Below are 23071 nucleotides of genomic sequence, written 5' to 3'. Positions count from 1 at the left end.
GGCGAGCCGAGGATCCCCATGCCCCTCACGAGCGACATCTGCGGCGTCGTGCCGATCGCGCCGACGCCGTTCCATCCGGATGGGCGGATCGACGAGACGTCCCTCGACCGGATGGTCGATTATTTCGAGGGCGTGGGCGTCGATGGGCTGACGATCCTCGGCCAGCTCGGCGAGGCCGGGAAGCTCGACCATGCCGAGGGCATCGCCGTCGCCCGGCGGGTGATCGGTCGGACAACGCGGCCGGTCATCGTCGGCGTGACGGCGCCGGGCTTCGCGGCCATGCGCTCGCTTGCCCACGAGGTGATGGAGATCGGCGCCGCCGGGGTGATGGTCGCGCCCCCGAACTCCCTGCGCACGGACGATCAGGTCGCCGGCTATTTCCGCAATGCGGCCGAGGCCTTGGGGCCGGATGTTCCCTTCGTGCTTCAGGATTACCCGCTGACCTTCTCGGTGGTGATGACCCCCTCCGTGATCCGCCGGATCGTCACCGAGAACCCGACCTGCGTGATGCTCAAGCACGAGGATTGGCCGGGGCTCGAAAAGATCACCACCCTGCGCGGCTACGAGGCGGAGGGGTCGATGCGGCGCATCGCGATCCTCGTCGGCAATGGCGGCCTGTTCCTCGACTTCGAGGCCGAGCGCGGGGTCGATGGCGCCAACACCGGCTATGCCTTCCCGGAGATGCTGGTGGACGTGGTGCGCCTCACCAAGGCGGGCCGCCGGGACGAGGCGCACGACCTGTTCGACGCCCACCTGCCCTACCTGCGCTACGAGCAGCAGCAAGGACCGCTGGGGCTGGCGGTGCGCAAGTACGTGTTCATGCGCCGGGGCATCTTCGCCTCGGACGCGCAGCGCAAGCCGTCGCAGGCCCTGAGCGCGGTGGCGAAGGAGGAGGTCGAGTACCTGCTCGCCCGCCTCGCCCGCACCGACGAGCGGGCGCGGCTGCCGCGCTAGGCGGGCTCAGGTCCCGGCCTTGCGCTCCTGGCGGGGCTTGGCCGGGTCGCCGTCGCGCAGCGACGCGGGCGGGGAGACGACGACCTGCTCGCCGCCCTCCAGCCCGGCGTTCAGTTCGAGGCCGCTGTCGCCCTGGCGGACGATCGTCACCGGGCGCATCCGCACCACGAAGGCCTCGTGGCCCGTCGGCTCCAATACCGCCACCCGCGTGCCATGCTGGTCGAAGATCAGGCAATCGTTCGGCACGCTCACCACGGGGGCGGGCCTGGGGATCGAGAGCGTCACCGTGATGTAGAGGCCGGGCTGCAGGGCGTGGTCCGGGTTCGGGATGTCCACCTGCGTCACGAGGATCCGCGAGGCGTAGAGCAGCGCCGAGGACGAGCGCGAGACCGTGCCGGGGAAGACCTTTCCGGGGATCTGCGCCACCTCGATCCGGGCCTGGAGCCCGTCGCGCACCCCATCGGCCGCGTAGAGGGGTACGTTGACCGCCATGCGCAGCACGTCGTCCCGCGCCAGGGTGGCGAGCGGCGTGCCGGTGTTGGTGTCGGCCGTCACGGCGTCGCCGATATCGACGTTGCGGGTGGTGACGACCCCGTCGAACGGCGCGCGGATCTCCTCGAAGCTCGTGAGCACCTTCAGCCGGGCGACCTGCGCCTCCTGCGCGGCGATGTTCGCCTCCGCGACCTTCACGTTGGCCTGCGCAGCGGCGAGGTTGGCGCCCTGCGTCAGCACCCCCGCCCGCGCCGTATCGGCGTTCTGCGCCGTGGCGATGCCCGTGCCGGCCAGCGTCGTGGTGCGCTTGTTGTTGACGTCGGCGAGGTGCCGGTTCGCCTCGGCCTGATCGACCATCGCCTTGGTCTGGGCGAGGGCGGCCTGCAATTGCACCACCTGCGATTGGGCCTGCGCCAGTTGCTGGTCGAGGTCCGGGGCGCTGATGCGGAACAGGAGGTCGCCCTTGCGCACCCGCGAGCCGATATCGACCCGCCGCTCGGCGATGTAGCCGGTGGCACGGGGATAGAGGCTCGCCGTGTCGAAGGCCTGCGTCGTGCCGGTCTGGGTGAGGTCGAGCCTGTCGCCGGCCCGCTTGGCGGCGGCGACGCGCAGGGTCACGGGGCCGCGCTGCGCGGTCTCCGGCGGCACGTCCGCCCGCGAGGGCTCGGACCATGTCCGGTAGCCGACGAAGCCCGCCCCGGCGAGGGCGGCGAGGACGAGCCACGACGTGCCGCGCCATCCCTTCCCGCCGGTTGCCCCGTGGTCCGCCATCGTTCCCGCCGCTGTGAATCCAAGAGTCCAAGATAGGGCAGGCGTGTTTCCACGCGGTGTCCGCGACGAATTTGCCCCGCGCCGAACCGGGATGGGGGCTCGGCCGTTTCCGGGCCTTTCGCAGAGAAGCCACGGATCCCCCCATGACCAACCTGTCCCGACGCGGCCTGATCGCCGCCGCGGCCGGAACCGCCCTGGCCGCAGGCCCGGCCGGTGCGCAGGCCCCCTCCCCCGCAACGCCCGTGCCGGAGCGCGGCGGCAAGGGCGCCGACATCCTCGGTCCGAAGAACGGGCCGCGCGAAGCGGAGGACCCCTACACCGTCGCCCCGCCGACCACCGACCACGGCACGATGCCGAACCTGAAATGGTCCTTCGCGGACAGCCACATGCGGCTGGAGACCGGCGGCTGGGCCCGCCAGACCACCACCCGCGAGTTGCCGATCTCGAAGGCGATGGCCGGCGTGAACATGCGCCTCAAGGCCAATGCGGTGCGCGAGATGCATTGGCACAAGGAGGCCGAGTGGGCCTACATGATCAAGGGCCGGGCGCGGATCACCGCCGTCGACCAGGACGGGCGCACCTTCGCCGACGACGTGGGCGAGGGTGACCTCTGGTACTTCCCCTCCGGTATCCCCCACTCGATCCAGGGCCTCGAAGGGCCGGAGGACGGGTGCGAGTTCCTGCTCGTCTTCGACGATGGCGGCTTCTCGGAGGATTCGACCTTCCTCATCACCGACTGGCTGGCGCATACCCCGCGCGACGTCCTCGCGAAAAATTTCGGCTTGCCGGAGAACGCCTTCGACGGGATTCCCGAGAAGGAGCTTTATATCTTCCCCGGCCCGAAGCCGGGTCCGCTGGCGGACGACAAGCTCGGCGGCGCCGGCCCGGTGCCGAAGGCGTTCAGCCATAAGATGCTCGCGCAGGAGCCGATCCGCACCAAGGGTGGCACGGTGCGCATCACCGACTCGTCCAACTTCCCCGCCTCCCTCACCATCGCGGCGGCGCTGGTGGAGATCGAGCCGGGAGGAATGCGTGAGTTGCACTGGCACCCGAACGGCGACGAATGGCAGTACTACCTGTCGGGCAAGGGCCGCATGACGGTGTTCGGCTCCGAGTCGAAGGCCCGCACCTTCGATTATCAGGCGGGCGACGTCGGCTACGTGCCCTTCGCCATGGGCCATTACATCGAGAACACCGGCACCGAGACGCTGACCTTCCTGGAAATGTTCAAGAGCCCGCGTTACGCTGACGTCTCGCTGACCCAGTGGATGGCGCTCACCCCGCACGCCCTGGTCCAGGCGCACACGAAGATGGACAGGGCGCAGATTGATGGCCTGCCGACCCAGAAGCACCCCGTCGTGCCCGGTTGACGCGGCCCGGAACCCGGGGCGGCGCGGTGGCGTCGTCCCGGTATGAACGCCCTCTCGTCGCGGGAGAAACCCATGCGCATCCCCCTCGCCCTCGGCGCCGCCCTGCTCGGTCTCACCGCCGGGCCGGCCCTCGCCCAGGTCCAGCTGTCGAACCCCAACGCCGCCAACGAATCCTTCGCCCTGCAGAGCCAGTTCCGCACCCTGAACCAGCAGCAGACCTCGCAATTCAACGTCCTGAACATGCAGGCGCAGCGCAACGTGCAGTTCGCCCCGCCGGCCCCCTTCGCGGGCGGCTATCCGGTGGTGCGGCACGGCCATGGGTCGTTCAAGGCCCGGCGCGGCCTCAACACCAGCATCTGCACCGGCTGCTGATCTGGAGCCGTTCCGGCGCGGGGCGGGACAAGTCGCGATTTTCCCTTCCCTCGCCGGCGCGATCGGTTCAGAACCGGGTGCGATGATGGCTCGCACATGAAAATCCTCCTGATCGGTTCCGGCGGCCGCGAGCATGCTCTCGCTTGGCGCCTCTCGCAGAGCCCCCTCTGCGCCCAGCTCTTCACCGCCCCCGGCAATCCCGGCACGGCCCGCCACGGCACCAACCTGCCGGACCTCAAGGTCGCCGACCATGCGGCGGTGGCCGCGTTCTGCCATGCCGAGCGGATCGGCCTCGTGGTGATCGGCCCGGAGGCGCCCCTCGTGGCGGGCCTCGTGGACGACCTGACGGAGGCCGGCATCCGCGCCTTCGGCCCGACCCGCGATGCCGCGCGGCTCGAAGGCTCAAAGGGCTTCACCAAGGACCTCTGCGCCGAATACGGCATCCCCACCGCCGCCTTCGCGCGCTTCACCGCCCTCGAGCCGGCGCTCGCCTATGTCCGTGAGCGCGGCGCGCCCATCGTGGTGAAGGCGGACGGCCTCGCCGCCGGCAAGGGCGTGACGGTGGCCGAGAGCGTCGAACAGGCCGAAGACGCGCTGAACGCCCTCTTCGCCGAGCCCGGCGCCGAGGTGGTGGTGGAGGAATGCCTGTTCGGCGAGGAGGCGAGCTTCTTCGCCCTCTGCGATGGCACCCGTGCCATCGCCATCGGCACCGCCCAGGACCACAAGCGCGTCTTCGACGGCGACCGCGGCCCGAACACCGGCGGCATGGGCGCCTACGCCCCGGCCACGGTGGTGACGCCGGCCATCGAGGCGCGGGTGATGGCCGAGATCATCGCCCCGACGCTCGCCGGGATGCGCGCCAAGGGCTGCCCCTTCACGGGCATCCTCTATGCCGGGCTGATGCTCACCGAGGACGGCCCGAAGCTCATCGAGTACAACACCCGCTTCGGCGACCCCGAGGCGCAAGTGCTGATGCCCCGCCTCGCCTCCGACCTCGTCCCCGCCCTGCTCTCGGCCTGCGACGGCGACCTGACCGGCGTGACGCTCGAATCCGACCCCAGCCACACCGCCCTGACGGTGGTGATGGCGGCGGCCGGCTATCCCGGCGCGGTGCTGCGCGGCTCGGTCATCCGGGGCATCGAGGCCGCCGAGGGTGAGGGCGTCCACGTCTTCCAGGCGGGCACCCGCGCCGAGGGCGACCGGATCCTCGCCGATGGCGGGCGCGTTCTGGCCGTGACGGCGTTAGGCGACAGCGTGACGGAGGCCCAGGCCCGCGCCTATGCCGCCGTCGCGCGGATCGACTGGCCGGAGGGCTTCTGCCGCCGGGACATCGGCTATCGCGCCGTCGCCAGGGAAGCCTCATAAGGATCAGATGGCGGACCAGACGACGGGGACTAACGCGGCCGGCCGGTTGGCCCGCCACGAGATCCGGGCGATCGTCGCCGGCCTGATGGCCGCGATGCTGCTCGCCGCCCTCGACCAGACCATCGTCGCGACCGCGATGCCGACCATCGGCCTCGACCTCGGCGATGCCGTCAACCTGCCCTGGATCGTCACCGCCTATCTCCTCGCCTCGACGGCGGTGACGCCCCTCTACGGCAAGCTCAGCGACATCCACGGGCGGCGGGTGATGCTGCTCATCGCCATCGTGGTGTTCAGCCTCGGCTCGCTCGCCTGCGCCCTCGCCCCGACGATGATCGCCTTGGCGCTGGCCCGCGCCCTTCAGGGGATCGGCGGGGGCGGGCTGATCGCCCTGTCGCAGACGATCCTCGCCGACATCATGACCCCGCGCGAGCGGGCCGGGTATCAGGTCTACATCGCGGGCGTCTTCGCCGCCGCCTCGGTGGCCGGGCCGCTCCTCGGCGGCGTGCTGGCCCAGCATTTCCACTGGTCGCTGATCTTCTGGATCAACCTGCCCATCGGCTTCCTGGCCTTCTGGCTCACCAACGACAAGCTGAAGCTGCTGCCGCGCAACGAGCGCAGCCACCGGCTCGATTATCCCGGCGCGGTGCTCCTCGTGCTGGGCTCCACCGCCCTCCTCCTCGCCCTCAGCCGGGGCGGCGTCCACGAGCCGTGGACCTCGCCCCTCGTGCTCGGCCTGCTCGCGGCCTCCTTCGTCTTCAGCGGCGGGTTCGTCTATCGCCTCGCGACGGCGGCCGAGCCGCTGATCCCGGCGGCGGTGCTGGCCGACCGGGTCGTCGCCTGCGCGACGCTGGCCGCCTGCTTCGCCATGGGCACCTTCATCGGGCTGACGATCTACGTGCCGATCTTCCTCGAAGGCGTGGTCGGCCTCAGCGCCAGCCAATCGGGCCTCGCCCTCGTGCCGCTCATGGTCGGCACGGTGACGGGCGCGACCCTGTCGGGCCGGTCCATGCTGTATTTCCGGCACTACAAGCGCGTGCCCCTGGTGATGATGGGCGTCAGCTTCGCCGCCTGCCTGACCCTCGCCCTCTACGGCGCCGGCCTGCCGTTCTGGCTGATGGAGGTGGCCCTGGCCTTCCTCTCGATCGGCCTCGGGACGATCCTGCCGCTCTCGACCATCACGATCCAGAACGCGGTGGCGCCGCACCAGCTCGGCATCGCGACGGCGGCCATGAACTTCTTCCGCTCGCTCGGCGGCGCGCTGATCGTGGCGGTGTTCGGCACCATCGTGCTCGGCGCGGCGGCGGGGGGTGCGACTACCGACGTCGAGAGCCTGCTGCGCGGCGCCGACCCGGCGCTGCTCGCGGCCACGTTCCGCCACGTCTTCCTGGCGGCCTGCCTGTGCCTGATCCTCGCCTTCGTCTTCCTCGCGCTGTTGGAGGAACGCCCCCTCGGGGAGCGGCCCACGCGGGCGGCGCGGGAGGCGGCGGCCGAGTGAGCGCCTAGCTCGCGACCCGCTCCGCCTCGGCCACCCGCCCCTCCTCGGCCTCGGCGAGCGCCCGCCCGACCATGAGCAGGGCGGGGCCTTCGAGACCGGCCGCCTCCACCTTGTCCGCGAGGTCGGCGGCGGTGCCGCGCACCACCGCCTGGTTCGGCCGCGTGGCGTTGAAGACGAGGAGCGCGGGCGTCTCGGGCGCCAGCCCCTCCTCCACCGCGCGCGCGAGCAGGGCACCGAGGGTGCGCTTGGGCATGTAGACCACGGTGGTGACGCTGGAATCGCCCAGCGCCGACCAGTTCAGATCCTCCGGCAGGCCGCCCTTGCGGTCGTGGCCGGTGACGTATTGCAGCCGTCGCGCCGCGTCGCGATGGGTGAGCGACAGGCCCAGCGAAGCCGCAGCCCCCTGTGCCGCCGAGACGCCGGGCACCACCGTGACCGGGATGCCCGCCTGTCGGCAGGCCTCGATCTCCTCGCCCGCCCGGCCGAAGACCAGCGGATCGCCCGACTTCAGCCGCACCACCTGCTTGCCCGATTTCGCGAGCTGGACCATCAGCGCGTTGATGTCGTCCTGGCGGCAGGAGGGGCCGTGCCCGGTCTTGCCGACGAGCATGGTCCGCGCCTCGCGCCGCGCGTAGTCGAGGATCGCCGGGGCAACGAGGTCGTCGTAGAGGATCACGTCGGCGTTGCGCAGCGCCCGCAGCGCCTTGAGGGTCAGGAGTTCGGCATCGCCCGGCCCGGCGCCGACGAGGGTCACGGCCCCGCCCTTCGGGGCGGCCTCGGTCTGCCCGAGGAGTTCGGCGAGGTCGCCGGCCTCCGGCGTGCGGTCGGGCTCGGCGAAGGCGCGCTCGGTGAAGCGCTCCCAGAAGAAGCGCCGGTCGGCGAAGCCGGGGAAGCGGCCCGTGACCTGCTCCCGCCAATCCCGCGCGGCCGCCATCCAGCGACTGAACCCACGCGGCAGCATCGCCTCGATCCGGGCGCGGACGGTCTGGCCGAAGACCGGGGCGGCGCCCTCCGTCGAGATGCCCACCACCAGCGGCGAGCGGTTGACGATGGCGCCGAACTTCACGTCGCAGAGATGCGGGCGGTCCACCGCGTTGACGATGGCGCCGGTGGCGCGGGCGGCGGCGACGAAGGCCACCGCGTCCACCTCGTCCTCCATGGCGCCGACGCAGAACGCCGCGCCCCAGAGGTCGTCGGCGGTCCAATGGCGCTCGTGCAGGGTGACGGTGCCGTCGACGATCTCGCCGGGCACGCCGCGCAACTCGTCCGAGGGCTCGGGGGCGTAGACGTCGACATGGGCGCCGGCGGCGGCCAGCACCTTCACCTTCCACGGCGCCCCGCCGGAGGAGCCCGCCAGCACCACGCGCTTACCGCGCAGCGGCACGAAGACCGGCAGCACCGCCAGCGGTTCGAGCCCGGCGGACCGGGTCTCGCGGGGGGCACGGGTGGGGCGGGGGGTGGAGGGATCGCTCACTGGTCTTTGTCCGGATCCTCGTCCCATCCGCCTCCTCATCCTGAGGTGCTGCGCAGCAGCCTCGAAGGAGGGCTCCAGGGATCGCGGTGGATGCTGGAGGTCTCCTTCGAGGCCCGCTGACGCGGGCACCTCAGGATGAGGTTCAGAGGGGGACGAGCGTGTCTTTCAAAATGAAGTCTACCACCAATCACGCCGCTTTTGGGGTCTCGACGGTCAGCAGCTTGCGGATCTCTGGGATGCACGAGCCGCAATTCGTCCCGGCCTTGCAGACGGCGCCCACCGCCTCCACGCTGCCCGCCCCGGCGCGGATCGTGGCAGCGATGACGTCGAGGCCGACTCCGTGGCAGGCGCAGACCACCGGCCCCGCGCCTTCCGTCGCCGCCCGGCCCGAAAGCAGCGCCCGGCGCTCGGCCACCTCCGGCTCCGTTCCGGCGAAGAGGGCCTTGGCCGCCTCCCAATCGGGCCGCGTCTCGTAGGGCCCCACCGCGATGCTCGCGACGAGCCGCGCCCCGTCATAGACGGCACAGCGGTAGCGCCCGCGGGCGTGGTCGGCGTATTCCGCCACCTGATAGCCGGCCCCCTGGACCAGCCCGCGCAGGGCGAGCGCCACTTCGCGGGAACCGTCCTGGGTCGCGAATTGCACGCCCCAGCCGCCGGGGATCGCGGCCTTGGCCCACCACCAGCCCTCGGGCATCGGCACCGCCTCGCGCGAGAGCACGAAGCCCCGCGCCCGGTAGGACACGGCCGCGATGGCGGCGGGCGTCGCCTTCAGTTCGGGCTGGCCGGAGACCGGATCCGGCACGCCGCGCACCAGCGCGCCCACCCGCGCCGTCGAGGCGTAGGCGGCGTTCCAGTGCATCGGCATGAACAGCTGGCCCGGCGACACCGCATCCGTGACCGTCACCTCAAGCTCGGCATGGCCGTGCACGGTGGCGACGCGGGCGATCCCGCCCTCGTTCAGCCCAAGCTTTCCCGCGTCGTCCGGGTGGATCTCCACGAAGGGCACCGCCCGGTGGGCCGAGAGGCGCTGGCTCTTCCCCGTCCGGGTCATGGTGTGCCAGTGGTCGCGCACCCGGCCGGTGTTGAGCACGAAGGGGTGCTCGCCGCCCGCCGCCTCGGCGAGACCGGGGGGCTGCACCGCCACGAAGCGGGCGCGGCGGTCGAAGGTGTAGAACCGCCCGTCCGCGAAGAAGCGCGGCTTGCCCTGCCGCCCGCCCTTCCGGGGCAGGGGCCATTGCACCGGCGGGGCCGCGGCGTAGGCCGGGTCCGCGATGTCGGTGAGCGCGCCGATGTCGAAGTCGCGAGTGCCGTTGTTCTCGAAGGCCGAGAGGCCGGCATGCTCGCGGAACACGGCGGCGGCGCTCTCGAAGGCGAAGGCCTTTCCGTGTCCGAGCCGCCGGCCGACCTCCGCTAGCACCGCCCAATCGGGCCGCGCCTCGCCGGGGCTCGGCAGGAAGCGGCGCTGGCGCGAGATCCGGCGCTCGGAATTCGTGACGGTGCCGTCCTTCTCGCCCCAGCCCTGCGCCGGCAGCAGCACCGTGGTGCGGGCCCTGGCCTTGGCCGTGTCGGCATCGGCCATGATGTCGGAGACAATCAGGAGGTCGAGGCCTTCCATCGCCGCGCGGACATGGTTCGCCCGGGGCATCGACACGAACGGGTTCGTGCCCATCACCCAGAGGGCCTTGATCTTGCCGCTGCGCACCGCCTCGAACAGGGCGACCGCCTTCATGCCCTCGCCGGTGACGATGCGCGGCGCGGCCCAATAGCGGCGCACCCGGTCGACCTCCTCGGGCGCGAAATGCATGTGCGCGGCGAGCATGTTCGACAGGCCGCCGACCTCGCGCCCGCCCATGGCGTTGGGCTGGCCGGTGAGGGAGAACGGCCCCTGCCCCACCCCGCCGATCCGGCCGGTGACGAGGTGGCAATTGATGATGGCGTTGCCCTTGTCGGTACCCTGCACCGACTGGTTCACGCCCATCGAGAAGGCGGTGACGACCCGCCGCGTCCGGGCGAAGAGATCGTAGAAGGCGGTGATATCGGCCTCCGTGAGGCCCGTCGCGGCGGCGATTGCGGCGAGGTCGGGGGCGATCTGGCGGGCGCGGTCGAGGGCGCCGTCGAGGCCCGCCGTGTGCTCGTCCACGAAGGCGCGGTCGCGGAAGCCGTTGTCGGCGAGGTGGACGAGGAGGCCGGAGAACAGCGCCACGTCGCTGCCCGGCGTCAGCCCGAGGAACAGGTCGGATTCCTGCGCCGTCTGGGTGCGGCGGGGGTCGATCACCACGAACTGCGTGCCCCGCCGCGTCTTGGCCTCGGCCATGCGGCGGAACAGGACGGGGTGGCACCACGCGGTATTCGAGCCGACGAGGACGATGAGGTCGGCCTCGTCGAGGTCTTCGTAGCAGCCGGGCACCGTGTCCGAGCCGAAGGCCCGGCGGTGGGCCGCCACCGCGCTCGACATGCACAGGCGCGAATTAGTCTCGACATGCGGCGTGCCGACGAAGCCCTTCGCGAGCTTGTTGGCGACGTAGTAATCCTCGGTGAGCAACTGGCCGGAGAGGTAGAAGGCGATGGCCTCCGGCCCGTGGGCCTCGGCGATCCGCGCCATCTCCGAGGCGACGGTGCCGAGCGCGGCATCCCAGGAGACCCGCGCCCCGTTGAGGTGCGGGTGGAGCAGCCGGTTCTCCAGCGACAGCGTCTCGCCGAGCGCCGAGCCCTTGGAGCAGAGCCGGCCGAGATTGGCCGGATGCTCCGGGTCGCCCGCGATGGCCGCGCCCCCCTGCCCGTCCGGCGTCGCCAGGACGCCGCAGCCGACGCCGCAATACGGGCAGGTGGTGCGGACCTCAGCGGTCATGGCGGGTTCCTCGCGCGTCAGTACACGTCGGCTTGGTAGCGTCCGGCCTTCTTGAGGGCGCCGAGATAGGCGACCGCGTCCTCGGGGCTCTTCTGGCCGTGGGTGGCGGCGACGTCGATGATCGCGCGCTCCACGTCCTTGGCCATGCGCTTGGCATCGCCGCAGACGTAGAAATGCGCCCCGCCTTCGAGCCACTTCCACAGGTCGGCGCCGTTTTCGCGCATCCGGTCCTGGACGTAGGTCTTCTCCGACCCGTCGCGGGACCACGCGAGCGACAGGCGGGTCAGCACCTTGTCGTCCTTCAGCTTGGTCAACTCGTCCTTGTAGAAGAAGTCCGACGCCTGCCGCTGGTGGCCGTAGAACAGCCAGTTCCGGCCGGGGGCCTGCGTCGCCGCGCGCTCGCGCAGGAAGGCCCGGAACGGCGCGATCCCGGTGCCGGGGCCGCACATGATCACGTCCTTCGACAGGTCCGCCGGCAGGCCGAAGCCGTGCGCCTTCTGGAGGTAGATCTTGACCTTGGTCTGCTCGGGCAGACGCTCGCCGAGATGGGTCGAGGCGACGCCGAGCCGCAGCCGCGAGCGGTGGTTGTAGCGCACGGCATCGACGGTGAGCGACACCCGGCCGACATCCATCTTCGGCGAGGACGAGATCGAGTAGAGCCGGGGCTGCAACTCGTCCAGCGCCTCGAGGAAGACCTCCGCGTCGGGCCGCGCGCCCCGGAACTTGTGCAGGGCGCCGAGCACGTCGAGATAGGCGGCATCGCCATCCGGATCCTCGCCGGAAGCGAGCGCCTGCGCCTTCTTGCGCGCCTCGCCGGAGGTGAGGAGCGACAGCAACTGGTAGAGGTTGTCCGGCGCGGCGCCGAGCGCATAGTTGATGAGCAGATGGTCCCGCAGGGTCCGCTCGCCGATCATCCGCTCCGGCCGGGCGCCGAGTTCGGCGATCACCGCATCGACCAGCGCCGGGGCGTTGGCCGGGAAGAGCCCGAGGGAATCGCCGACCTCGTACTGGATCGGCGTGCCGTCGAGGCCGATCTCGATGTGCCACGTCTCCTTCTCGCCCCCCGGATCGTTGAGGCGGCGGCGGGAGAGGAACAGGGCCTCGACCGGGTTCTCGCGGCAGAGCCCGAGGGGGCCGATCTCCAGCGCCTTCGCCTCGGCGGCGGGCGCGTCGGACGCCGGAGCGGAGCCGCTGGCCGCGCCGAACTCCTCGTCCAGCTTCTTGAGCATCCGCAACGTCTCCTTGCCGCCGGGCTGGCAGAGGTTCAGTCGCGCCTCGTTCTTCAGGAAGATCGCGTTGGCATAGTCCGCGCAGTTGTAGCCGCACTGGCCGCAATCCTGCTGCGCCATCGCGGCCATCAGCTTCTGGGGCTCGGGCCGCTCCTTGGCGAGGTTCATCCGGTCAGGCAGCGGCATCGACGGGTCGTGCCAGGGCGCGTCGTCGTTGTCGGCGAGCTTGGGGCCGGACGCGGGTGCCTCGCCCGGCGCCAGCGCCGTGGCGCCCTCGACGGCCGGGCCGAGCAGGGCGGCGAAGTAGCCCGAGAGCCACGCCCGCTGGTCGGGGTCGAACGGGGCGGTCTCGGGGATCAGGACGAGCGGGGGCGAGACATGCTGGGTCATGCGGCTTCCCTCAGGGCGGGAACGGATTCGGCGGCGTCGCGCAGGGCCTCCGGTCCGGTGCGGGCGGTGAATTGCTGGAAGGTCTCGTCCGGGCCCTGGCGGCCGTCGAGATAGGTGCGCAGCAGCGCCTCGACGCGCAGCGGCGCCTCCTCGGCCTTCACGGCCTTCCAGATCTCAGTACCGATCTTCGGGGTCTCGGCGAAGCCGCCGCCGACCACGATGTCGTAGCCCTCGACGGTGTCGCCCTCCTCCGAGACGACGACCTTGGCGCCGATCAGGCCGATATCGCCGATGTAGTGCTGGGCGCAGCTATGGTGGCAGCCGGTGAGGTGGACGTTCACCGGCACGTCCAATTCCTTCACCGTGCGCTCGACATGCTCGGCGATGAGCATGGCATGGCCCTTGGTGTCGGAGGCGGCGAACTTGCAGCCCCGCGCCCCGGTGCAGGCCACGAGACCCGCCCGGATGCCCTCGGCCTTGATCGACAGGCCGAGCGCCGCGACGCGCTCCTCCACCTCGGCGAGCTTGGAATCCGGCACGCCGGAAAAGACGAAGTTCTGCCAGACGGTGAGGCGGATCTGCCCGTCGCCGCACTCCTGGGCGATCTTGGCGAGCGCCCGCACCTCGTCGCTCAGCATCTTGCCGACGGGGAGCACGACGCCGACCCAGTTCAGGCCTTCCTGCCTCTGCTTGTGCACGCCGACATGCGCGTAGCGGTTCGTCGGCTTGCGGGGGGCGATATGGGCCGGATCGACCCGCTCCAGCTTGCGGCCGAGCTTGTCCTCGACGGCGGCGAGGTACTTGTCGAAGCCCCAGGCGTCGAGGACGTACTTCATCCGCGCCTTATTGCGGTTCGTCCGGTCGCCGTTCTCGATGAAGACGCGGATGATCGCGTCGGCGACCTGATTGCACTCCTCCGGCTTGAGCACCACGCCGGTATCGCGGGCAAGGTCCTTGTGGCCGGAGATGCCGCCCAGCACGAGGCGCATCCAGATGCCCGGCGCGACGGCGGCGCCCTCCAGCACCTCGACGGCCTGGAAGCCGACATCGTTCGTCTCCTCCAGCACAGCCATGACGCCGCCGCCGTCGAAGGCGACGTTGAACTTGCGCGGCAGGCCGTAGAGCGAGCGGTCGTTGACGATCCAGTTGTTCCAGGACTTGGCGAGCGGCCGCGTGTCCAGGATCTCCTGCGCGTCGATGCCGGCGGTGGGGGAGCCGGTGACGTTGCGGATGTTGTCCGCCCCCGCCCCCTGCGCGCCGAGGCCGATATCGGCGAGCCCGTCGAGGAAGGGCTGGGCGTGCTCCGGCGTGATCTCGCGGACCTGCAGGTTCGCGCGGGTGGTGACGTGGACGTAGCCGCCGCCATGGGCGTCGGCGAGGTCGGCGACGCCCGCGAATTGCCAATGGTGCAGCACCCCGTTGGGGATGCGCAGGCGGCACATGTAGCTCACCTGATTGGGGGCGACCCAGAACATCCCGTGGTAGCGCCAGCGGAAATTGTCCTCCGGCTTCGGGGCCTTGCCCTGGGCGGCCTCGGCCTTCAGCCGGTTGTGGCCGTCGAAGGGGCTCTCGGCCCGCTTCCACTTCTCCTGCTCGCAGAGCTTGCCGCCGGCCTTCACCGTGGCGTCCTGCGCCTTGAGGTGAATCGCGTCCGGGCCGGTGGGCTCGGGTGCCGGGGCGCCAGCCCCCTGTCCACCCGCGAGGCCGCCTGTCACCCGCGCCGCGCCGATGCCGGCCGCGAAGCCTTCGAGGTAGCGCCGCTGCTCGGCGTTGAATTCGTCCGCCATGCCGGTCTCCTTACGCCGCGAGGGATTGGGGCGCCGGGCGCCCGAACATGAGATCGTCCACGTCGCCGACCGGCTCGCCGGAGCGGATCAACGCCTTGCAGGAGGCCTGCTCGGCGATGTCGCCGACGAAGACCGCGCCGACGAGGCGACCCTCCCGCAGCAGCAGCTTGCGGTAGAGGCCGGCGCCGGGATCGAAGAGGGTGACGGCCTCGGCATCGGCCGGGGTGTCCACGAGCCCGGCCGAGAAGACCGGGAGCCCCGAGATCTTGAGGCTGGTGGCGAGGTGCGTGCCCTCGTAGGCGGCAGGTTGCCCGGAGAGGTGGCGGGCCAGCGTGTCGGCCTGCTCGTAGGACGGCTCCACGAGGCCGTAGACGAGGCCCCGGTGCTCGGCGCACTCGCCCAGCGCGAAGATGCGCGGGTCGGAGGTCGCCATGCGGTCATCCACGAGGATGCCCCGGTTCGTCGCGAGCCCCGCGCCCTGCGCCAGCGCCAGGGACGGGCGCACGCCCACCGACATCACCACGAGGTCGGCGGGCAGGATTGTGCCGTCCGCCAGACGCAGGCGCTCGACCCTGCCGTCGCCCTCGACGGCGGCGGTGTCGGCTCCGAGGATCACGCGGACGCCGCGCTCCTCCATGGCCCGGCGGACGAGGCCGGCGGCCTCGTGATCGAGCTGGCGCTCCATCAGCCGGTCCATGACGTGGAGGAGCGTGGTGTCGATGCCGCGCTTGGCGAGGCCGGCGGCGGCCTCCAGGCCGAGCAGCCCGCCCCCGATCACGATGGCCTTGGCATGTTCCACGGCGGCCTTGCGGATCGCCGCCACGTCGGAGAGGTCGCGGAAGGTGATGACTCCGGGCAGGTCCATGCCGGGCTTCGGCAGGCGGATCGGCAGGGAGCCGACCGCGAGCACCAGCGTGTCGAAGGGCAGGACATGCGCGTCGCCGACGATCGCCCGGCCGTTCTCCCGGTCGATGGCGGTGACGGGGGCGCCGGTGATGAGGCGGATGCCGTGGCTCTCGTACCAGTCGAGGCCGCGGAAGGCGGTGGCGGCCTCGTCGATCTCGCCGCCGAGCAGCGAGGAGAGGAGCACGCGGTTGTAGGCGGCCTGGGGCTCGGCGCCCACGCAGGCCACGTCGTAGAGACCGGGGCAGCCCTCGGTCAGGCGCTCCAGGAAGCGGAGCGAAGCCATGCCGTTGCCGACGACGACGAGGCGCTTGCGCCCCTGTGCGTCCGTCGCCCGCGAAACCGGCAGTGCGGAATCCCTATGGTCAGTCGGCATCGTTCGGTCGCGTCTCGAACCTCGAATCCAGGGATCGTCGGCGGACCGCCCACGAAAAAGCCGCTGCCGGGTCATGGCCCGGGGCAGCCGGTCGGGAGCCCCAGGAGAACCGGATCAGCGGCCTCGCTGACGGCGCTGCCCGTCGCCGTTGACGGACGCGAGGTGAATTGCAGGACCCGTGCCAAATGCCGGGACCGTCGCGCGAAGGTCGCCGTCCGCTCTTGGCGGGTCCGGTCAGGCTTCAAGCGAAACGGGAAAGGCGGGCTGCTTCGCGCTGCACAAAAAGCAGGCGGCTGACTGCCGAACGATCAGCGGGACGCTGAGCGGAGAAAAACGGTCAGAGGAGGGTCGAGAGGGCGACGAGCAGGCCGACGGTCGGCATGGCGCCGACGACGATAGCCCAATACCAGCCACTCGGCGCGCTGAGGCGGCGGTTGTCGTTGGCGGCGCGGGGAGCGCGGCGTCCGGTGCGGACGTAACGCTGCAACTCGACCCTTTCGGGAAGAGCGGGAGGGAGCGACGCTGCGTCGAATTTGCGGCAACCGGGCATGGTAGCTGCTCAACGGCGCAAACCGCCGGCTGTTCCGTGCGCGTCACGCATAACCACGGCGCCAGCCCGCCACCCGACGCGGGGCGGGCGGTGCCCGTTACGCAAGGGGTCGGTAGAGCGCCCGCGCGGCCTCCTCCTGGGCCGGATCCGCATCGATCTGACCGGCGGCGCGCATTTCTCGCAGCAGCCAGTCGATCCGTTCCGGCGCCTGGGCCTGGGCCGCCTCGCCGAGGTGCAGGTGGCCGAGAGCGCGGCCGGTCCCGTCCGTGCCCTTGCCCTCGAAGGCGCGGGCGACGAGGCCGAGTTCCCGGTCGCGATGGGCGCGGCGCCCGAGCCGGTGGATGAGTTCGTCGCGGTGATCGGGATCGGCGCACCACAGCCCCGCCCGCGCGACGGCCCGGACCAGGGGCGCCCCGGCCTCGCCGACGCGGCCGGAGACGGCGAAGACCTTCTCGGGGGCGTCCGGGGCGATCTCGGCGCCCAGCGCGACGACCCGCCCGACGCCCGCCGCCATCGCGACCTCGTTCCAGGGCGCCCCCGCGCAGAACCCGTCCACGAGCCCCCGCGACAGCGCCTCGACCCCGTGCTGCGGCGGCACGACGACGGTGCGCAGCGCCGCCGGATCGAGCCCGCCCGCCTGGGCGAAGAGCCGCACCTGATAGGTGTGGCAGGAGAAGGGATGGACGATGCCGAGCGTCACCGGCTTGCCCGCCTGCCGCCGTGCGGTCGCGACGCGGGCGAAGGCGCGGGCGACGCCGCGCCAGTCGCCGCCGAACCCGTCCTCCCCGGCGACGGCCGCGCTCAGGGCGTTCGACAGGGTGATGGCGTTGCCGTTGAGGCTGAGCGGCAGGCCGATGGCGAGGTCCGAGGGGGGGCCCGACAGGCCGAGGGCGCTGGCGAGCGCCAGGGGCGCGAGCATGTGGGCGCCGTCGAGATGGCCGAGCGCCAGCCGGTCGCGCAGGGTCGCCCAGGAGGGCTCGGCCGAGAGGTCGAGGTCCAGCCCCTCCTCCCGCGCGTAGCCGAGTTCCTGCGCCAGGATCACCGGCGCCGCGTCGCAGAGCGGGACGTAGCCGATCTGGAGCCTCATCACGGCGCTCCCCGGCGGCCTGCCCCGGCCGCGCCTGCCACGATCACGTTCATCCCAGGAGGTCCGCCGTGGTCACGATGGCGCGGGCGATGTCCGCGATCTTACGCTTCTCGTTCATCGCCTTGCGCCGCAATTGCCGATAGGCCTCGTCTTCCGAGAGCCCCTTGAGGTTCATGAGGATCCCCTTCGCCCGCTCGATGAGCTTCCGGTCGGCGAGCTCGCCCCGCGCCTCGGAGAGTTCCCGCTGCAGCCGGGCGAAGGCGTTGAAGCGCAGGATCGCGATGTCGATGATCGACTTGATCCGCTCGGGGCGCAGGCCGTCGACCACGTAGGCCGAGATGCCGGCATCCACGGCGGCCTCCATCATCGTGGTGTCGGAGCGGTCCACGAACATCGCCACGGGCCGCCCGGCATGGCGCGAGACGCCCGACATCTGCTCCAGGATGTCCCGGCTCGGGCTCTCCAGATGGATCACCACCACGTCCGGCTTGAGGGCGCTCACCCGCTCCTGAAGGTCGGCGGTGTCGGGCAGGACGACGATCCGCCCGATGCCGGCGGCGCGCAGCCCCTCTTCGAGGATCGCCGCGCGGGCCTGGCTCGGATCGATCACGGCGACGGTGAGACTCGATTCGGTCATCGCGGCCCGTTCTGGGGCGGGGTTCACCCGTGCCCTACGGATGCGGGGCCGCGCTGACGGACGCAAGGGACATGCCTTCGGCCAAGCTTGGCGCGTTGTCGCTGGCGGATACCCACAGGCAAAGATCCGGTCTAGCTTCTGCCGCAATGTCGCGGCCTTGTGTGACCTTCGGAGCGTGAGAGAGGGTCGAGAAGCGGATGCGCGGGCCTGATCGTACTTCGGTGGCGACGCCTTGCCGGCCTCAGGACCGGCCGGCCATGGCCGATACCGGCGGCCGCGTGACGATGCCGTTCCTGCCCACGCTGGCGACCGTCGTCGTCCTGGCGGCGGCCTCCCTCCTCTGCCCCAAGGGCGATGCCCCGGCGCCGGGCGCCGCCGCGCGGATGATCCCCGCCTCCGGCGCGGCGACCCTCGCCATGTCGGCGCCGGCCACGCCCGCCGCCGAGCCGGCCCCGCGCCCTCCCGCCGTGATCGCCTTCGGGGAGATCTTCCCCCTGACGGCCGATCCGAGCGTCACCTCCGCCCTCCCCGCGCCGTCGCAGAGCGCCGCCGCGACGCAAGCGCCGCGCCCGGCCCGCCGGATCGCCTCCTCCGTGCGCCGCCCCTGCCCCGGCAAGCGCTGCCAGGAGACCGCCCCCCACGACGCCATGGCGCAGGACAACCCCTTCCGGGCGGCGCGCACCGCCTCCGAGGAGCCGGCCACCCCGTCCACGGTGCCGACTGCCCTCCCCTTCGCCGAATCGGTGGTCGAGGCGGTGGTGCCCGTCGCCCGCGAGGTCGGCGCGCGGGTCGAGCGGATCTCCGGAAGCGCGGGCGATCTGGTGCGCGGCGGGCAGGCCGTCGTGAAGGGTTCCGTCGCGGTGCTGACCGACCGCCTGTTCTGACGCCCCTGGATACCGCGCCGCATCATCCTAGTTCGCGCTCAATCGCGGACCGGGGGTAGGCCTGTGGCCGAACGTATCGAAGACTATGCGCTTATCGGCGACGGCCGCACCGCCGCGCTGGTGAGTCGGACCGGCAGCGTCGATTGGCTGTGCTGGCCGCGTTTTGACGCCGCCGCCCTGTTCACCGCCCTCCTCGGCACCAGGGATCACGGTTTCTGGGAGATCCGCCCCGAGGCGGCCCATGTCGAGACGAGCTGGGCCTATCGCGAGGGCAGCCTCGTCCTCGAGACGCGGCACAAGACCCGCCAGGGCGAGGTGCTCGTCACCGATTTCATGCCGACCGGCGACGGGCCGCACCTCGTGCGCCTCGTGAAGGGAATCCACGGCCGGGTCGCCATGCGCTCCGAGATGGCGGTGCGGTTCGATTACGGCTCGGCGGTGCCCTGGGTCTCGCATTCGGAACTCGGCGACCTGCGGGCCATCGCGGGACCGCACAAGGTGGTCCTGCGCACCGATGTCGACCTGCACGGCACCGACCGGCAGACGACCCTGGGCGAGTTCACGATCCATGCCGGCGAGCAGCGCCGCTTCGTCCTGAGCTACGGGGCCTCGCACGAGCCCGACCCGCCGCCGATCGAGCCGTGCCAGATGCTGGCCGACACCGACCGGGCGTGGCGCGACTGGTCGAAGCGCTGCGCCAAGGGCACGCCCTGGGACGAGCTGCTGCAGCGCTCCCTCCTGACCCTCAAGGCGTTGATCTACCATCCGACCGGCGGCATCGTCGCCGCGCCGACCGCCTCCCTGCCGGAAGGCTTGGGCGGCGAGCGGAACTGGGATTACCGCTTCTGCTGGCTGCGCGATTCGACCCTGACGCTCATCGCCCTGATGGACGGCGGCTACATCGAGGAGGCGCGCAACTGGCTGAACTGGCTGCTGCGGGCGGTGGCCGGCAACCCCGAGCAGGCGCATATCCTCTACGGTATCGCGGGCGAGCGGCTCCTGCCGGAGATCGAGCTCGACTGGCTGCCGGGCTACGAGAATTCCCGCCCGGTGCGCATCGGCAACGCGGCGGCCGCGCAGTTCCAGCTCGACGTCTACGGCGAACTCTTCGACGCGCTCTATCAGGCCCACGCCCGCGGCCTGCCGGTGAGCGAGGACGGGCGCCGGGTCGGCCTCGCCCTCCTCGGACACCTGGAGAAGGCGTGGCGCAAGCCCGACGAGGGCATCTGGGAGGTGCGCGGCGGCTCGCGCCACTTCGTCCATTCGAAGGTCATGGCCTGGGTCGCCTTCGACCGGGCGCTGCGGATGCACGAACTCGACGAATCGGGCGCGACCCACGAGCAGGCCGAGCGCTGGCGGGCGATCCGCGACGAGATCCACGCAGAGGTCTGCGAGAAGGGATTCGACCGCGATCTCAACAGCTTCGTGCAATATTACGGGGCGAAGGCGCTGGATGCGAGCCTGCTGCTCATCGCCCATACCGGCTTCCTGCCGCAGCACGATCCCCGCGTGGTCGGCACCGTCGATGCCATCGGCAAGGGACTGATGCGCGACGGCTTCATCCTCCGCTACGAGACCCAAGGCTCGGCCACGGACGGATTGTCGGGCAACGAGGGAGCCTTCCTGCCCTGCACCTATTGGTATGCCGACAACCTCATCGGCCTCGGCCGTCGCGAGGAGGCCCGCGCGTTGATCGACCGCCTGATCGGGATTTGTAACGATCTCGGCCTCGTGAGCGAGGAGTACGACGTGCAAGCCAAGCGTCTTGTGGGTAACTACCCGCAGGCGTTCACCCACGTGGCCCTCGTCAACACGCTCCTCAGCTATGCCCATGGCGAGGGGCCCGCCGAGAAACAGGGCGCTAAGTCTGATGGGGCGCCGCCCGCGGTCCACCGCCACCAGGCGGCCCAGCGGTCGCGCTAGAGAACAGGACGACGTGATACCATGAGCGGAGCCGACACACCCGCCCGCGCCGAGCTTGCCGAAATCGACAAGCTCAGCATCGACACGATCCGCACGCTGGCGATCGACGCCGTGCAGAAGGCGAATTCGGGCCATCCCGGCGCGCCGATGGCGCTGGCCCCCGTCGCCTACACCCTGTGGAACCGCTACCTGCGCTACGACCCGGCGCATCCGCACTGGCCGAACCGCGACCGGTTCGTGCTGTCCTGCGGCCACGCCTCGATGCTGCTCTACGCGCTGCTGCACCTCGCCAACGTCGCGGAGAAGGACGGCGGCAACGCGCCGGCCGTGAGCCTCGACGAGATCAAGCGCTTCCGGCAGATCGACAGCCGCACCCCCGGCCACCCGGAATACCACTTCACCACCGGCGTCGAGACCACCACCGGGCCGCTCGGCCAGGGTGTCGCGAACTCCGTCGGCATGGCGATGGGCGGCCGGTTCCTGGGCCGGCACCTCAACCGGCCGGGGCTGAACCTGTTCGACTACAACGTCTACGCCATGTGCTCGGACGGCGACCTGATGGAGGGCGTCGCCTCGGAGGCCGCCTCCATCGCCGGCCACCTGCGGCTCGCGAACCTCTGCTGGATCTACGACGACAACACCGTCACCATCGAGGGCCACACCGAACTCGCCTTCGGTGAGGAGGTCGCCACCCGCTTCCTCGCCTATGGCTGGCAGGTCCTGCGCGTCGCGGACGCCAACGACCTCCACGCCATCACGGCGGCCCTGGACACCTTCGTCTCTAGCCAGGACCGGCCGACGCTCATCATCGTGAAGTCGGTGATCGGCTTCGGCGCCCCGAAGAAGCAGGGCACCTCGAAGGCCCACTCGGACGCGCTCGGCGAGGACGAGGTGAAGGGTGCCAAGCGCGCCTACGGCTGGCCGGAGGATTCGCAGTTCCTCGTGCCCGACGGCGTGCACGAGAATTTTCGCGATGGCATCGGCAAGCGCGGCGCCGCCCTGTACGACGAATGGCAGGCGCTCTTCACCCAGGCGAAGGAATCCGACGCCGCCCACGCGGAACAGCTCGACGCGTTCCTCGAAGGGCGTCTCCCCGAGGGCTGGGACAAGGACATCCCGGTCTTCGAGGCGGACGCCAAGGGCGTCGCCACGCGCGAATCGTCGGGCAAGGTGCTGAACGCCATCGCCCAGCACGTCCCGTTCCTGCTGGGCGGCTCGGCCGACCTCGCCCCGTCGAACAAGTCGAACCTGACCTTCGAGGGCGCGGGCTCGCTGACCCCGCTCAACCCTGGCGGGCGCAACATCCATTTCGGCGTGCGCGAGCACGCGATGGGCTCCATCGTGAACGGCCTCGGCCTCGTCGGGCTTCGGGCCTACGGCGCGACCTTCCTCGTCTTCGCCGACTACATGCGCCCGCCGATCCGGCTCGCCGCGCTCATGGAACTGCCGATCTTCCACATCTTCACCCACGACTCCATCGGCGTGGGCGAGGACGGGCCGACCCACCAGCCGGTGGAGCAACTGCTCTCCCTGCGCTGCATCCCCGGCCTCGTGACCATCCGCCCGGCGGATGCCAACGAGGTGGCGGAAGCCTACCGGGTCATCTTCTCCCTGAAGAACCAGCCCGCCGTGCTCGCCCTGTCGCGGCAGGCGCTGCCGACCCTCGACCGGTCGAAGTACGGCGCCGCCTCCGGCACCGCGAAGGGGGGCTACGTGCTGGCCGATTGCGAGGGCACGCCGGAGGTGATCCTGATGGCCTCTGGCTCGGAGGTGCAGCTGTGCCTCGGCGCCTACGACGCCCTGACGGGCGAGGGCGTGAAGGCCCGCGTCGTGTCGATGCCTTCGTGGGACCTGTTCGAGCGGCAGGACGAAGCCTACCGCCACACGGTGCTGCCGCCGGCGGTGAAGGCCCGCGTCGCGGTCGAGCAGGGCAGCGTGATCGGCTGGGACCGCTATGCCGGCTCCGAGGGCGCGATCATCGGCATGAGCACCTTCGGCGCCTCGGCGCCCCTGAAGGATCTCCTGACCAAGTTCGGGTTTACCCCCGAGAAGGTTCTGGAGGCCGCGAAGGCGCAGGTGGCCAAGCACAGGGGGTAATCATCCCCCCTCCTCTCCTCCCCGTCGCGGGGAGGAGAGCGCGAACCAATCGGACAACGAGGCTCGG

At 71.1% G+C, this 23071-nt stretch carries 17 protein-coding genes; 8 read left to right on the top strand and 9 right to left on the bottom strand.

Annotation, left to right across the window (positions count from 1 at the left end; translation table 11 throughout):
• Positions 1-18: 18 nt before the first annotated feature.
• Positions 19-954, top strand: a complete 936-nt coding sequence (locus AAHF99_RS20045; protein WP_342166235.1) for a dihydrodipicolinate synthase family protein — start codon at positions 19-21, stop codon at positions 952-954.
• 6 nt (positions 955-960) lie between these two features.
• Here the strand turns inward: AAHF99_RS20045 and AAHF99_RS20040 are convergent, their stop codons facing one another.
• Positions 961-2217 carry an efflux RND transporter periplasmic adaptor subunit gene (locus AAHF99_RS20040; protein ID WP_342166234.1) on the bottom strand — a complete coding sequence of 419 codons (1257 nt, stop codon included), beginning with the start codon at positions 2215-2217 and terminating at the stop codon, positions 961-963.
• 143 nt (positions 2218-2360) lie between these two features.
• Between AAHF99_RS20040 and AAHF99_RS20035 the strand changes: the two genes are divergently transcribed.
• The 4 genes from AAHF99_RS20035 to AAHF99_RS20020 all read left to right on the top strand — a co-directional run bounded on the left by AAHF99_RS20035 (position 2361) and on the right by AAHF99_RS20020 (position 6819).
• Positions 2361-3587, top strand: a complete 1227-nt coding sequence (locus AAHF99_RS20035) for an oxalate decarboxylase family bicupin (RefSeq protein ID WP_342166233.1) — start codon at positions 2361-2363, stop codon at positions 3585-3587.
• A gap of 72 nt (positions 3588-3659) precedes the next feature.
• Complete coding sequence (locus tag AAHF99_RS20030) at positions 3660-3959, top strand: hypothetical protein (RefSeq protein ID WP_342166232.1); 300 nt, start codon at positions 3660-3662, stop codon at positions 3957-3959.
• A gap of 96 nt (positions 3960-4055) precedes the next feature.
• Positions 4056-5324 carry a phosphoribosylamine--glycine ligase gene (gene purD / locus AAHF99_RS20025; RefSeq protein WP_342166231.1) on the top strand — a complete coding sequence of 423 codons (1269 nt, stop codon included), beginning with the start codon at positions 4056-4058 and terminating at the stop codon, positions 5322-5324.
• Between the two features lie 7 nt (positions 5325-5331).
• Entirely contained in the window at positions 5332-6819 is a 1488-nt protein-coding gene (locus AAHF99_RS20020) for an MFS transporter (RefSeq protein ID WP_342166230.1), read from the top strand.
• A 4-nt stretch (positions 6820-6823) separates the two neighbouring features.
• Here AAHF99_RS20020 and cysG read toward each other — a convergent pair whose 3' ends face one another.
• From cysG to AAHF99_RS19980, 8 genes are all read right to left on the bottom strand, one after another.
• Positions 6824-8293 (bottom strand): siroheme synthase CysG, encoded by a 1470-nt coding sequence (gene cysG, locus AAHF99_RS20015; protein ID WP_342166229.1) that lies wholly within the window; start codon positions 8291-8293, stop codon positions 6824-6826.
• A gap of 187 nt (positions 8294-8480) precedes the next feature.
• Positions 8481-11141, bottom strand: coding sequence for a nitrate reductase (locus tag AAHF99_RS20010; protein WP_342166228.1), 2661 nt, complete (start codon positions 11139-11141; stop codon positions 8481-8483).
• Between the two features lie 17 nt (positions 11142-11158).
• Positions 11159-12760, bottom strand: coding sequence for a sulfite reductase subunit alpha (locus AAHF99_RS20005; RefSeq protein ID WP_342166227.1), 1602 nt, complete (start codon positions 12758-12760; stop codon positions 11159-11161).
• Positions 12757-14547: a NirA family protein gene (locus AAHF99_RS20000; protein ID WP_342166226.1), complete on the bottom strand. Its 1791-nt coding sequence runs from the start codon at positions 14545-14547 to the stop codon at positions 12757-12759. The genes AAHF99_RS20005 and AAHF99_RS20000 overlap by 4 nt, the downstream gene beginning before the upstream one ends.
• 10 nt (positions 14548-14557) lie before the next feature.
• Positions 14558-15826: an NAD(P)/FAD-dependent oxidoreductase gene (locus AAHF99_RS19995; RefSeq protein ID WP_342166225.1), complete on the bottom strand. Its 1269-nt coding sequence runs from the start codon at positions 15824-15826 to the stop codon at positions 14558-14560.
• A gap of 337 nt (positions 15827-16163) precedes the next feature.
• Positions 16164-16313 (bottom strand): hypothetical protein, encoded by a 150-nt coding sequence (locus AAHF99_RS19990; protein WP_243956807.1) that lies wholly within the window; start codon positions 16311-16313, stop codon positions 16164-16166.
• 160 nt (positions 16314-16473) lie between these two features.
• On the bottom strand, positions 16474-17463 hold the full coding sequence (locus AAHF99_RS19985; protein WP_342166224.1) for a CmpA/NrtA family ABC transporter substrate-binding protein: 990 nt from the start codon (positions 17461-17463) through the stop codon (positions 16474-16476).
• A 49-nt stretch (positions 17464-17512) separates the two neighbouring features.
• A complete protein-coding gene (locus AAHF99_RS19980) occupies positions 17513-18100 on the bottom strand; it encodes an ANTAR domain-containing response regulator (RefSeq protein ID WP_243956812.1) in 588 nt (195 codons plus the stop codon).
• Positions 18101-18357: 257 nt separating this feature from the next.
• On the opposite strand from AAHF99_RS19980, the gene AAHF99_RS19975 reads away from it, so the two are divergent.
• From AAHF99_RS19975 to tkt, 3 genes are all read left to right on the top strand, one after another.
• Positions 18358-18984 carry a hypothetical protein gene (locus tag AAHF99_RS19975; RefSeq protein WP_342166223.1) on the top strand — a complete coding sequence of 209 codons (627 nt, stop codon included), beginning with the start codon at positions 18358-18360 and terminating at the stop codon, positions 18982-18984.
• Between the two features lie 63 nt (positions 18985-19047).
• Positions 19048-20907 (top strand): glycoside hydrolase family 15 protein, encoded by a 1860-nt coding sequence (locus AAHF99_RS19970; protein WP_342166222.1) that lies wholly within the window; start codon positions 19048-19050, stop codon positions 20905-20907.
• Positions 20908-20928: 21 nt separating this feature from the next.
• On the top strand, positions 20929-23004 hold the full coding sequence (tkt, locus tag AAHF99_RS19965) for a transketolase (RefSeq protein ID WP_342166221.1): 2076 nt from the start codon (positions 20929-20931) through the stop codon (positions 23002-23004).
• Positions 23005-23071 lie beyond the last annotated feature (67 nt).

The sequence above is a fragment of the Methylobacterium litchii genome, from assembly GCF_038442315.1.
GTDB classification, from domain to species: Bacteria; Pseudomonadota; Alphaproteobacteria; order Rhizobiales; family Beijerinckiaceae; genus Methylobacterium; species Methylobacterium litchii.
Note: the sequence above shows the minus strand (reverse complement) of the source record. Positions and strands in the feature narration are given on the sequence as shown.

Bases quoted from the DNA above. Each gene is read 5' to 3' on its own strand.
- AAHF99_RS20045 (WP_342166235.1), top strand. From the start codon at position 19: ATGCCCCTCACGAGCGACATCTGCGGCGTCGTGCCGATCGCGCCGACG.
- AAHF99_RS20040 (WP_342166234.1), bottom strand. From the start codon at position 2,217: ATGGCGGACCACGGGGCAACCGGCGGGAAGGGATGGCGCGGCACGTCG.
- AAHF99_RS20035 (WP_342166233.1), top strand. From the start codon at position 2,361: ATGACCAACCTGTCCCGACGCGGCCTGATCGCCGCCGCGGCCGGAACC.
- AAHF99_RS20030 (WP_342166232.1), top strand. From the start codon at position 3,660: ATGCGCATCCCCCTCGCCCTCGGCGCCGCCCTGCTCGGTCTCACCGCC.
- purD (WP_342166231.1), top strand. From the start codon at position 4,056: ATGAAAATCCTCCTGATCGGTTCCGGCGGCCGCGAGCATGCTCTCGCT.
- AAHF99_RS20020 (WP_342166230.1), top strand. From the start codon at position 5,332: ATGGCGGACCAGACGACGGGGACTAACGCGGCCGGCCGGTTGGCCCGC.
- AAHF99_RS20010 (WP_342166228.1), bottom strand. From the start codon at position 11,141: ATGACCGCTGAGGTCCGCACCACCTGCCCGTATTGCGGCGTCGGCTGC.
- AAHF99_RS20005 (WP_342166227.1), bottom strand. From the start codon at position 12,760: ATGACCCAGCATGTCTCGCCCCCGCTCGTCCTGATCCCCGAGACCGCC.
- AAHF99_RS20000 (WP_342166226.1), bottom strand. From the start codon at position 14,547: ATGGCGGACGAATTCAACGCCGAGCAGCGGCGCTACCTCGAAGGCTTC.
- AAHF99_RS19995 (WP_342166225.1), bottom strand. From the start codon at position 15,826: ATGCCGACTGACCATAGGGATTCCGCACTGCCGGTTTCGCGGGCGACG.
- AAHF99_RS19985 (WP_342166224.1), bottom strand. From the start codon at position 17,463: ATGAGGCTCCAGATCGGCTACGTCCCGCTCTGCGACGCGGCGCCGGTG.
- AAHF99_RS19980 (WP_243956812.1), bottom strand. From the start codon at position 18,100: ATGACCGAATCGAGTCTCACCGTCGCCGTGATCGATCCGAGCCAGGCC.
- AAHF99_RS19975 (WP_342166223.1), top strand. From the start codon at position 18,358: ATGGCCGATACCGGCGGCCGCGTGACGATGCCGTTCCTGCCCACGCTG.
- tkt (WP_342166221.1), top strand. From the start codon at position 20,929: ATGAGCGGAGCCGACACACCCGCCCGCGCCGAGCTTGCCGAAATCGAC.